The 10,486-nt window shown below is 45.9% G+C and carries 10 protein-coding genes; 4 read left to right on the top strand and 6 right to left on the bottom strand.

Annotated features, from left to right (window positions below):
- On the bottom strand, window positions 1-732 hold a 732-nt coding region (recA, locus tag V6C93_RS06800), incomplete at its 3' end, for a recombinase RecA (RefSeq protein ID WP_333475899.1).
- A gap of 390 nt (window positions 733-1,122) precedes the next feature.
- Between recA and xseA the strand changes: the two genes are divergently transcribed.
- Both xseA and V6C93_RS06790 read left to right on the top strand, forming a co-directional pair.
- Window positions 1,123-2,355 (top strand): exodeoxyribonuclease VII large subunit, encoded by a 1,233-nt coding sequence (gene xseA / locus V6C93_RS06795; RefSeq protein ID WP_333475898.1) that lies wholly within the window; start codon window positions 1,123-1,125, stop codon window positions 2,353-2,355.
- A 64-nt stretch (window positions 2,356-2,419) separates the two neighbouring features.
- On the top strand, window positions 2,420-3,025 hold the full coding sequence (locus tag V6C93_RS06790; protein ID WP_333475897.1) for a hypothetical protein: 606 nt from the start codon (window positions 2,420-2,422) through the stop codon (window positions 3,023-3,025).
- A gap of 45 nt (window positions 3,026-3,070) precedes the next feature.
- Here V6C93_RS06790 and V6C93_RS06785 read toward each other — a convergent pair whose 3' ends face one another.
- Window positions 3,071-4,603, bottom strand: coding sequence for a protein kinase domain-containing protein (locus V6C93_RS06785; RefSeq protein ID WP_333475896.1), 1,533 nt, complete (start codon window positions 4,601-4,603; stop codon window positions 3,071-3,073).
- Between the two features lie 109 nt (window positions 4,604-4,712).
- Entirely contained in the window at window positions 4,713-6,119 is a 1,407-nt protein-coding gene (locus V6C93_RS06780) for a serine/threonine-protein kinase (RefSeq protein WP_333475895.1), read from the bottom strand.
- Between the two features lie 362 nt (window positions 6,120-6,481).
- Between V6C93_RS06780 and V6C93_RS06775 the strand changes: the two genes are divergently transcribed.
- The gene (locus V6C93_RS06775; protein ID WP_333475894.1) at window positions 6,482-6,712 is read left to right on the top strand and encodes a hypothetical protein; all 231 of its coding nucleotides are present in this window, start codon (window positions 6,482-6,484) and stop codon (window positions 6,710-6,712) included.
- Between the two features lie 199 nt (window positions 6,713-6,911).
- A complete protein-coding gene (gene xseB / locus V6C93_RS06770) occupies window positions 6,912-7,169 on the top strand; it encodes an exodeoxyribonuclease VII small subunit (protein WP_333475893.1) in 258 nt (85 codons plus the stop codon).
- A gap of 420 nt (window positions 7,170-7,589) precedes the next feature.
- Here xseB and V6C93_RS06765 read toward each other — a convergent pair whose 3' ends face one another.
- From V6C93_RS06765 to V6C93_RS06755, 3 genes are all read right to left on the bottom strand, one after another.
- Window positions 7,590-8,201 (bottom strand): hypothetical protein, encoded by a 612-nt coding sequence (locus V6C93_RS06765; protein WP_333475892.1) that lies wholly within the window; start codon window positions 8,199-8,201, stop codon window positions 7,590-7,592.
- Between the two features lie 45 nt (window positions 8,202-8,246).
- Entirely contained in the window at window positions 8,247-9,440 is a 1,194-nt protein-coding gene (locus V6C93_RS06760; RefSeq protein WP_333475891.1) for a DNA double-strand break repair nuclease NurA, read from the bottom strand.
- 126 nt (window positions 9,441-9,566) lie between these two features.
- Window positions 9,567-10,379, bottom strand: a complete 813-nt coding sequence (locus tag V6C93_RS06755) for an HAD family hydrolase (RefSeq protein WP_349262633.1) — start codon at window positions 10,377-10,379, stop codon at window positions 9,567-9,569.
- Window positions 10,380-10,486: the final 107 nt, after the last annotated feature.

Raw genomic sequence — 10,486 nt, 5'->3', positions numbered from 1 at the left:
GCCGTATTCGCCTTCACTCCCCTTCTTTAGGGTTTGAATCCGACGAATATCTAGCCGAACCGAAGCATAGAACTTGAGGGCATTACCACCTGTAGTCACTTCTGGACTACCATAGGTGACGCCAATTTTTTGTCGAAGCTGGTTGAGGAAAATCACTGTACAGCCTGATTTTCCAATGTTACCGGCGACTTTACGCAGCGCTTTGCTCATCAAACGCGCCTGTAAACCAACTTGGTTATCGCCCATTTCGCCTTCAATTTCCGCACGCGGCACTAAAGCAGCGACAGAGTCGATAATCACGATATCCACAGCCGAAGAGCGCACGAGCTGATCGACAATTTCCAGTGCAGCTTCGCCGTTGTCCGGTTGCGAAACCAAGAGGTTGGCGATGTCAACGCCTAAAGCTGCTGAGTAGGTGGGGTCTAGGGCATGTTCAGCATCGACAAATGCGGCAACGCCTCCAGCTTTCTGCACTTCTGCCACCGCATGTAAGGCTAAAGTGGTCTTACCAGAACTTTCGGGGCCATAAATTTCAATAACGCGCCCTTTCGGTAAGCCACCGCCCAAAGCTAAATCCAACGTAATTGCGCCCGTGGAGATAGTCTCCACCTTCATGCGAGTGGCATCTCCCAAACGCATAATGGAGCCTTTGCCAAAGGTGCGCTCAATCTGGTTTAGCACCAAGTTCAGGGCTTTTTCCTTGTCGGGACTGTTTGTGATTTGGGTAGCCATTAATGCCTCAACAACGGGGGACTAGGATGTGTTGGAAATTACAGTTCAAGTGTTCTCATATTTTAACGCTCAGCCAGGAAGAGTTGAAGGCGAGTTTATCATTCTATAAGATGCTCAAAACCTGTATTTACAGTCATTTTGGCACATTTACCTGCCCAGTATCAGGGTTTTTTATACCTGGTCAATATAATATCTTTTAGCAAGCAACGGGGCTGTAATACAGGTTGCCAATTTTGTTGGCTTGCTGAGTCTCCTGCTTACTAATTGAGCAACTTGAGAGATTCGCGAGCCAACGATAGGCCATTGATGTGGGTCAAACCGGGTTGATCGCTTAGTCGGCTCCCGGTTTTTCGGAGTCTCAGTAATTCCCGCAGTTTAAAAGTAAAAAATATGACTTTAGATTTTAATGGAACACTGATACCAGAGGCCGCTCTATCGGTTACAGGATTAACCGACTACATCCAGGAATTATTAGAGCAGGATAACCAACTGCGGCAGGTTTGGGTGATCGGGGAAGTCTCTAGTGCGAACCAACATCGGAGTGGAATATTTTTCACACTCCAAGACCCGGATTCTAAGGCGTCGATTCAGTGTGTCGTCTGGACTAGCCAACTCGGTAAGCTGGTGCAGTTGCCGATACCGGGTGAGCAGTTGATTATTTTAGGCAGTATCCGAGTTTATCCACAACGCGGACAGTATCAGTTAACAATTTGGCAGGCATTGCCAGCCGGTGAGGGGTTGCAGGCGTTGCGTTATCGTCAGTTACGAAATCGACTGAAGGCAGAAGGTTTATTGGATCAACAACGGAAGCGATCGCTCCCCACTCATCCTCAGATTGTTGCCGTTGTTACTTCGCCACAAGCCGCTGCCTGGGGGGATATTCAACGCACACTTCGGCATCGGTATCCCGGTTTGCGGGTATTGTTATCGCCCGCGCAGGTACAGGGAGAATTGGCCCCCGCCTCAATTGTGGAAGCGATTGAGCGAGTTGAGCAGGATGGTAGGGCGCAACTGGTGATTGTATCGCGAGGAGGTGGAGCCTCAGAGGATTTGGCTTGCTTTAATGATGAACGGGTGATCAGAGCGATCGCACAATGCTCGATTCCCGTACTCACTGGGATTGGTCATCAACGCGATGAATCGTTAGCTGACTTGGTGGCGGATGTCTGTGCTCACACACCTACAGCAGCAGCAGAATTAGCCGTTCCTGAACTGGCGACGCTTTATGCCGAACACCAACAGCGGCAACAGGCTCTTAATAACGCCCTACATCAAGTATTGCAAGCCTCCAACAAGCAACTGCAACATTTCAAAGACCGATTGCAACGCTTACCGCTTAAGCGACAACTGAGAGATGAACAAAAAGCGATCGCACACAAGCGTCAGCAATTAATTCAATCCACATCACGGCGTCTAAGTCAAGCTAGCCAGCATTGTGAATTTCTCAGGCAAAAGCTAGCAACCCTTGACCCAGAGAATGTTCTGAAACGCGGTTATGCGGTGGTGCGAATGGAAAACGGAATGATTGCGCGATCGGCTAGTAATTTATTCCCCGGACAGGAACTACAGATTCAGCTAGGAGAGGGTCAAGTTAAAGTTAACGTGACAGAAATTCTGGACTAGTAACAGATTTATTCTGCTTCTGTCTCAACAAAACATTAAACCCTATTTAGAGAGCTTACATTAAATGTCATACAGCCAATTTAGCATAGAACTCATCAAAACAAATTTTGGAATAAATATTTCTGAAAGGTTTGGAATTTTCTCTAATATACCAGAGGTAGAGTATAGCAATTTCTTTGCTCAAACGCTTCATGAATATGTTCCTTTAGCACTATCGATCGATACGGAAAAAGCTCGGTCTGAATTTATTATTGCACCGATTTTATTTGAAATAAAAAAACAATCTCCGGAGCCGATCAGTTTATTCTCTGGTAAAGAATTTAATGTTGACCTTGAAAAAGGCTTAACTGGGTTTTGCGACTTTTTAATCAGCCGATCGCCGGAACAGCTATTGATTGAAGCACCAGTGTTTGCTGTTGTAGAAGCCAAAAATGATAATATTCAATCTGGATTAGGTCAATGCATGGCTGAAATGGTGGCAGCTCAGTTATTTAATGAACGTAAAGGCAATGAAGTGAAAAGAATTTATGGAGCTGTTACCACGGGAAGTATCTGGAAATTCATGAGACTAGAAGGGCAAGTGATTGAAATTGACTTAAATGAGTATTTTCTGAGTAATGTAGGAAAAATATTAGGAATTTTCCGCAGCGGGCTTGAGTCTAATAGTTAATTAGACAACAATAAAAAAGCGATGGATTGGCTTGCGGACGCTGTCTTAGTGTGATTTTTTATAACGAGCGCTCGCCTCCAATGCCATCTTTTTGCTAGAGTCATCTTTGATGCTGTGGGCTACTTTTAGGGCTTGGTCGTACTCACCTGCCGCAGCATAACTCAACGCCTTATAGGCTAATGCTGTATTATCATAAAGGGCATACCAATTATCATCGTTAAAATACTCAGGCTTTGGTGACCCCACTTTTGTAATTGGGATAGGTTTGTCGCCGTTAAGTAGTTTGGTATTGGGAGCGCATTTTACGAAATTATCTCTCACAATTGGAGCGGCAGGGCGCGTCGTACCAGGAGATTGTGTTTCGCAAACGAGTCCTTTTATCCACTCTTCACAATGCATTCTACCGTCGAGTTGTACTATCGGGAAGAGAACCGCGACGTAGCCCTTGAGCTTCTTCTTGCGAGGAGTTGCATACTGAATTACTGCAAAGGGAGTGGCATCAATTGAATATTCGTAGTTTTCTGAGGGATTTTTAATACCAACACCTAGCTGCTCAACGGACTCGGAAAATGTTTGCCATTCTAGATAGTAGGCCATCTGGGCACGACTCATTGCTCCAAGATTGAGCTTGCCTTCATTGATGTAGCGGTAAGCCGCAAACGCAGGCAAAGCAATGATGCAAACAAACACAGCCGCATATTGCAGTAACGCTAAGCCTCCGATACGACCAAAACCTACTTTTCGGGTAGTTCCTAGGTTAGTGCTATCTTCGCTTTGCAAAGCCGAGAGGGCTTGCCTCGCCTGAGAGAAGCGACGTTCTGGCGCTGGGTCAGTTAGCTTTTCCAGCCAGTGAGCGAAACTAGGAGTAAGGGTGACTTTATCCTGAAATTGCAGGCGCATCCGGTGCTGGGGTAAGTTAGCTGGGGAAGTGCCCGTTAACAAATGAATCACAGTTGCACCCAATGCATACAAGTCACTTGCACTCACGGCGCGTCCCCACAATTGTTCCGGTGGGGCATAACCCCCAGTCCCGACTACTGTGAAAGTGACTCCCTCTGCCTTAGCTTTTTCTTGAACTGCCCCAAAATCCACCAAATAGATTTGCCCATCCGAGTCTTGGATAATGTTGCTGGGTTTGATATCGCGATGCAGTACTGGCGGACTCAACTCGTGCAGATAAACTAGGATGTTCAGCAGTTGGGCAGCGATTTCTTTTGCCTGTGCCTGTGTAAAACGCAAGCCACCTGTTAATAGCTGCTGCAAGGATGAGCCTGCAATATAGTCTTGTACTAAGGCAAACCAAGGCAAGCCGCCGCCTGCTTCCTTGTCAACGGCAAAATAATCACGATATCGGGGAATTCGAGGATGGTTGAGATGTTTGAGGACTTGAGCCTCTCGCTCGAATAACTTTAAGTCATCCCAGTGCGTCTGTGGGCTAAATGGCAGCAACTTGACGATTACAGACTCTCTGGGTTCTACTGCTAAATCAAGAGCCAGCCAGGTTTGACGGCTGACATTTTTTCCTAGCTGTTGTTTGAGTTGATAACGCTCTTGTAGAATCTGTTCAGTGTGCAGCATGGTGAGTTTTTGGTAGTTGGTTATTAGTTGTTAGTTGTTGCGCGATTGCCCAAAGGGCAGCGCTCTCATGCGATCGCCTAAGAACACCAGCTCTCGCTAATTGCATCCTTTACCCTTGCGAAAGCCAGTCTTGAATTTCTTGCACTAACCATTCCCGTTCAGGTTCAGTTAAGCCCTGGCCCAGTACGTATCGATATTTTCCCGTCTCGATAACTATCCCCTCCAAGGGAACCAGATCAATAGTTTCAATGTCTGAAATTGGTTGCACTCGGTAACGTTTATCGCCAAAGCGCAAGAGTAGGGGTGGCTCAATAGCAAATTTAGGTCTGAATAACCGAACGGAACGAAGCCCGAAATACTGCTCAATTACTTCATTTAAATCCGCTAATAAACTCGCTATTTCTTGTTTATTTCTTTCCCAAGACAATCTAATTAAAATAATTAAAACAATAGAAGCAATTATGGCTGGTTTTACTAATTCCCCAGACAGAACTCCATAAATAATCCATAAGGAAATTATTAGACCCATGAGATTTGGCAATAATAAAAATAGCCTCACTCCCACTACCAGCATCAATTTCACAATGAATTTAACATAGTTCCCAATTAATATCCGGCGTCTAGGAATTTTAATAATCAGCTTCTGTAGAGACTTTTTCAGACGAACGCGGCTGCTAGCAGGTTTATGGCTCTTTTGTAGAGAAAAGCCACTGAGAAGTGCTTCAAGGGCTTGAATCGCTGAACTAAAGCGTCGGTCTAAATCGGATTGTACGAGCGATTCAATCCAACGAAGAAAACTGGGATTGAGACTAACCTTATCGCGAAATTGTATGCGTAAATTACTCTGAGGTAAATCGGCGGGAGCTGTACCAGTCAATAAATGAATTAAAGTCGCTCCCAATGCATACAAATCTGATGCGGGAACTGCCTTTCCATAGAACTGTTCCAACGGTGCATAACCAGCAGTACCAACTACTGTGAATGTTGCTCCCTCAACAGCAGTTGGGTCAGCTACCGCACCAAAATCTACTAGATAAACTTGCTCGTCTTCTCCCCAAATTAGATTGCTGGGTTTGATATCTCGGTGCAGTACGGGGGGATTTAACCCATGTAAGTAAGTTAGAATTTCGAGGACTTGGGTAGCAAGCGATCGCACCTGCTCTTCCGTAAAACGCCTACCCTCATCAAGCAGTTGTTGCAGAGATTGACCTGGAATATAGTCCTGCACCAAAGCAAACCAGCATAAGCCCTTGCCCATGTCCCGATCTAGAGAAAAATAATCCCGATACTTGGGAAGGCGAGGATGGTTGAGACTTTTGAGAACTTGAGCTTCTCGCTCAAACAGCTTGAACTCCTCCCACTGCATTTGAGGACTGAACGCCAGCAACTTAACAATGACGGGTTTGGCTGGAGATGCCTTGATATCTGTAGCTAACCAGGTTTGACGACCGGCATTATTTCCCAACTGTTGCCGTAGTTGATAACGCTCCCCTAAAACTTGCTCGGTTTGCAGCATGGTGTTGCCTTAACTTGTCAATATCTACTGAGACAGGCGACTACCTGAGTTTTCGACTGACTTGTTTGAGAACACATCGACTTAGGTAGTTTTTCTACTTATCTCTAGAGCGTTGCCACTTATGCAACTCTTGCCCTTAACCGACTAAGATGAGGAGCGCTCGCTTCTCCTGTTGAGAATAGAAGTCAAGACTCACCTTTTAGGAGAGGGCATAGTTTTTATTTTTGGCTTGCAAACAATTAGGCGTAGTCTTTAATCTAGAAATTTCACATTCCTTCAACTCTGCCCTTTGATAGTGTGTGTCCTACCAAAAGTACATTTAAGCTGAAATGTGTAATTCAGCGAGTTTGAGACCAAACGATATGAGTGATCAGAGTTCTGAGGAAAAAAAACCGTCTATCAACCCAGAAAAGGAGCGGGCTCAAGGGGAATCTGCTCTCAAAGACACCGTCGATCCACAGGATTTAGCCTACACCAACCGCTCCACCTTAGATCCAGAGGAAATTGGTATTAATCCGGCAGTCGCGCCTGAAACAATTGCTCTCAATGAGCCCGCTGAGGTAAGGGAAGCTTTCAAGTTTGACAGAGACTGATACCTGTTCAGCAGGGTTTTGTACGGGAGAGTCTCTCAATGCAAAGGTTTACCGAGATGCTTTAAAGTAGAGTAGGCATGGTCTACCGTACAAGTAGTGCTTCTTGCAATGAAGTTAGTTTTTTTGTCACCCTAAGAGTGTCAAATTCATTGTAAAACAAATTGTAAGAAGTTAATCCCAACCTGCTGTCAAGGCTCTTATGATTGACCCCATTGGTGCCATTGGTTCAAATAAAGCTGACACTCCTCCCCCTGATACCTGGAAGTATGAGGTAACTGTTGAACGCGTCGAAACTATTATTAGACAGATAGAAGCTGGTGAATTGGAACTCACTGAAGTTTTTGATCAATTTGCTGCTGCTGTGAAATACCTGCGTCAGTGCGAGGTTTTTCTACAAGAACGGCAGCAACAGATGGATTTGTTGATTGAGACACTTGAAGAAGATTCAGATTTTTAGGAGGGTATGGTAACGCGCCTCAGAAGTCATCTATAAAGCTAATACCAATTTCATTAAATAGTGCTACACTTTTACCCCCTAACCCCCCGATGCCTTGGGGGAATAATAATGAGTTGCACTTCTTAGTAGAATTTAACAAACCACAGAGGTACTGAGGGCACCGAGGTAAGAGAAAGAGAGAGTTATACCTTTGAATGCAACTTCTAAGAAACACTTTCTGAAACCCTTATGCTGATCGAATTCTAGCTTCTAGTGTTTCTTGTCACCTTCACGAACGCAATCGCTCATGAACAACTTGTTATAAGAAAATTGTTTGTAGCACGCATTGAGGAAACTGCTACAAAGACGGTGCGTTAACGAAGTGTAACGCACCCTACAGATTCAATATTTACTTGTGCTGTATCAATCAGCTCTCCAGCTTTAACCGAGTCGTTGAATTCCTGAATGATTCATAAAGACATACCAATCCTTGTTAAAACCCTTAAATTCAACGTCTGTGAATGTAACTTTGACGTGACTATCCTCAATCGGAAACTTAACAACATTGTTAGCATCCGGTTTGTCAGTAGCAAGAACTAATTGTGTACCTGCGGGGATTGTCTGTTTAGAATCGTCATTGAGAAATTGAGCATCAACGGGTTTTCGTTTGATAATTGTATCGACGTTAAAAACCAGTTTCAGGAAACTGCCTTGTGCAGGAACGGTTTTTTTGTCAACTAGAATTTTAGCTACATTTTTTTCGGTTTGTTTGGAGACAACCTCACCAAGAGTCTGTACAGGATGGAGCGGTTGCTGAGTGACTTGGACATCGGGAGCATACGCATACCAGGTATTGTAGCCCTTGAATTGAAGATTTTTTAGGGTGAATTTGTAATGATTAGTGTTGTTAGAGGGGTCTGAGTAGGACTGAAGAATCAGAAAAGTGCCCACTGGAACATTCAGCCGTTGGTTGCTGGGAACTTGGCTGGAGTCACCAGTGGTTTGCTTGATAACGGTGCTTCGTTTAAAGAGAATTCCGACAACGTCTGCCATAGTGAAGAGTACTCCGTTGCGTCTCTAAGATACTAACGCTTATCTTCAACTGATACTGCCACGCTTGCGGGCTTCCTTGTAAGAAGTTCCTACATTTCTTAAGCCTGCACGAATCATTTGTTGCTCTAATAGAGCAAAGAAACGAGCGCGATCGCCTCCTCGTACAACGGCTTGATTGTGTGCCTCTGCCAGGGCAACCGGATAACCAAAGCCTTTGTTTACCTGTGCTAGGGTCAAGCTGAGGGCTTGATGCAGTAAGGCCGAATTCTCGGCAACCCATTGAGGAACTTCAATCCGAGCCACTTCTGTGCCAACGTGGACATAGCAGAAGTAAATGCGGTGATCGCCGTACAAGTCTAGAATCCGGGCAGAACTGCGAAACAGGGGGCTACGTTGTCCAGGATTTAACAAGGTTGCCCAGAATGCCGCATCACGCAAGGGGTCAACAATCTGACAGGGTAACTTGTCAATGATGCTAGCGCAGTGGGTGATGCAATCGGGAGCCGGGTGAGGACAAGCTTGCAGTCGCAGGAAGTTTAAGGCTTCCAGGCTACGAGAGGCACTCAAGTATCCTAACAGGGGAACGTTAACGGAGCGCAGTTGATTCCAGGCATCTAGAATGGGGGGCAAAATGCGATCGCGTGCGTCCCCCGGCATCCCCTCCAAAAACCAGTAGATCAGCGAACCATCCACCATCGCCAGATTGGGGATATCAAAGTGGGGGCCTGGTGGATTCACCCAACGGCACGCCATTTCTGCCAACATGGTTGCCTCTGAAACCGTGCGCCGATGCCCCATCCATTCCTCGGTACGAATGCCCCACTGCCGTGAAACATACAAATCTTCCGGTCGGTAAAATACTTCAGGCAAGCTATCCAACAAGGGATACAAACTCTGCCCGTAGTGCAACATCACCCGACCCACATTAATCAGATAACAGTAGGCGATTTCGTGGTGAGAGGGGGCAATTTGAGACCCATCGGTGGCGAAGACGGTGTGACTTTCTGGAGCGGAATTGAGGTCAATGCGAGTATCCAGGGGTTCAACGGGTGTAGCTGCCGTGAACGTCATGCGATCGCGCCATTGCTGTTGCCGCTTCACCAGTTCGTCCTGCTGTGCCAAAGTCTGCAATAGCAGTTTCTGACCCAGTTCCAAGCGTTGGCGACTCACCGCCGCCTCCACTTTTAAATGCTGACTGATGCCAGGGATTTGCCCTGCAAGTTTTGTTAAATCTAACATTGCGCAAAACAGTTAAAGGTTGCAAGGTTGAAAGTTGAAGGTTTGGGGGAACAGCTGAAAGTTGAAATTTTTTCCGATTACCTGATAATTTTCAACCTAATAACCTTCAACCTACTAACTTTCAACCTAATTCGGCCAAACTGAAAAATCCTGAGCAAACTCTGCCAAAGACAACACTTGAATTCTTGAGTCATTCCGGGCAGATTCTTGTTGAGCTGTCGTGTTGTAGCCCCAATCCGCTAAGTAAAGTTTCACCGGTGTGAGGTCGGATTGCTGTTGTACAGATTGTAAGGTTTTCAGTCGGTCTTCTACAAACCAGAGTGCTGCTGCTTGACCAGGAGACGCCTCTATCAATTGCCGTAAGGTTTGGTGTTTGGGACATTTGCACTCTTTGCCAATAATCCTCTCCTCAGGCAGTTCAATCGATTGTTGCTGTAGAAGCTGCTTGACGAAGCGTCCTTCTTTTGTGGTAACGATAAATAGTTGGGTGATTGGCTCTTCAGGGGATGTCTCTATTGCGGACAACGTTCTAGAAAGCCGCTCAATTACACCAGGATAGAATCGGTGTAAGCCCAGCCAGCTCTCTAAATCGGTGGCAATCCACTCATCCCGGACAGCATCTACTTTGTTACCGATATCAGCAGAGTCTAACTTTTCGGTTTCAATTAGGGATTTCGCCAGCTTTGGCCAGTCGTGCAAAATCGTTTGTTCACAGATGCCTAGCACCAGCGCCCTTAGTAAAACAGGCATTTCCCAACCGATTTCTACTACAGGTCGCAAGCGGTAGAACTGGGGGGCTAAGTCATCAGGTGGTGTCTGGTTGCTGGGTTTCCAGATTTGGCAATAAGTACGCCAGGACGTCTGGAAATACTCAAGTAGTCCGTCACACAGAACGCCGTCAAAATCGAGGGCGAGAATCGCTGGGGCATGAGCAGGCATAGTTGGAGTTGCTGAACCTTTCGTTGCATGTCTTTCTGTCAAAATATCATCTCTCCTCGGAGTGAGAGCAATGCTGGAGCCAATAGGATACAATCCAGCCTTTGGAA

This window comes from Allocoleopsis sp., assembly GCF_036703385.1.
GTDB lineage: Bacteria > Cyanobacteriota > Cyanobacteriia > Cyanobacteriales > Coleofasciculaceae > Allocoleopsis.
The sequence above is the reverse complement of the archived record's forward strand: the minus strand, read 5'-3'. Positions and strand labels throughout refer to the sequence as shown.

What these genes read in the sequence shown, in the direction of transcription:
- xseA (WP_333475898.1), top strand. Translation starts at nt 1,123, where the DNA reads ATGACTTTAGATTTTAATGGAACACTGATACCAGAGGCCGCTCTATCG.
- V6C93_RS06790 (WP_333475897.1), top strand. Translation starts at nt 2,420, where the DNA reads ATGTCATACAGCCAATTTAGCATAGAACTCATCAAAACAAATTTTGGA.
- V6C93_RS06785 (WP_333475896.1), bottom strand. Translation starts at nt 4,603, where the DNA reads ATGCTGCACACTGAACAGATTCTACAAGAGCGTTATCAACTCAAACAA.
- V6C93_RS06780 (WP_333475895.1), bottom strand. Translation starts at nt 6,119, where the DNA reads ATGCTGCAAACCGAGCAAGTTTTAGGGGAGCGTTATCAACTACGGCAA.
- V6C93_RS06775 (WP_333475894.1), top strand. Translation starts at nt 6,482, where the DNA reads ATGAGTGATCAGAGTTCTGAGGAAAAAAAACCGTCTATCAACCCAGAA.
- xseB (WP_333475893.1), top strand. Translation starts at nt 6,912, where the DNA reads ATGATTGACCCCATTGGTGCCATTGGTTCAAATAAAGCTGACACTCCT.
- V6C93_RS06765 (WP_333475892.1), bottom strand. Translation starts at nt 8,201, where the DNA reads ATGGCAGACGTTGTCGGAATTCTCTTTAAACGAAGCACCGTTATCAAG.
- V6C93_RS06760 (WP_333475891.1), bottom strand. Translation starts at nt 9,440, where the DNA reads ATGTTAGATTTAACAAAACTTGCAGGGCAAATCCCTGGCATCAGTCAG.
- V6C93_RS06755 (WP_349262633.1), bottom strand. Translation starts at nt 10,379, where the DNA reads ATGCCTGCTCATGCCCCAGCGATTCTCGCCCTCGATTTTGACGGCGTT.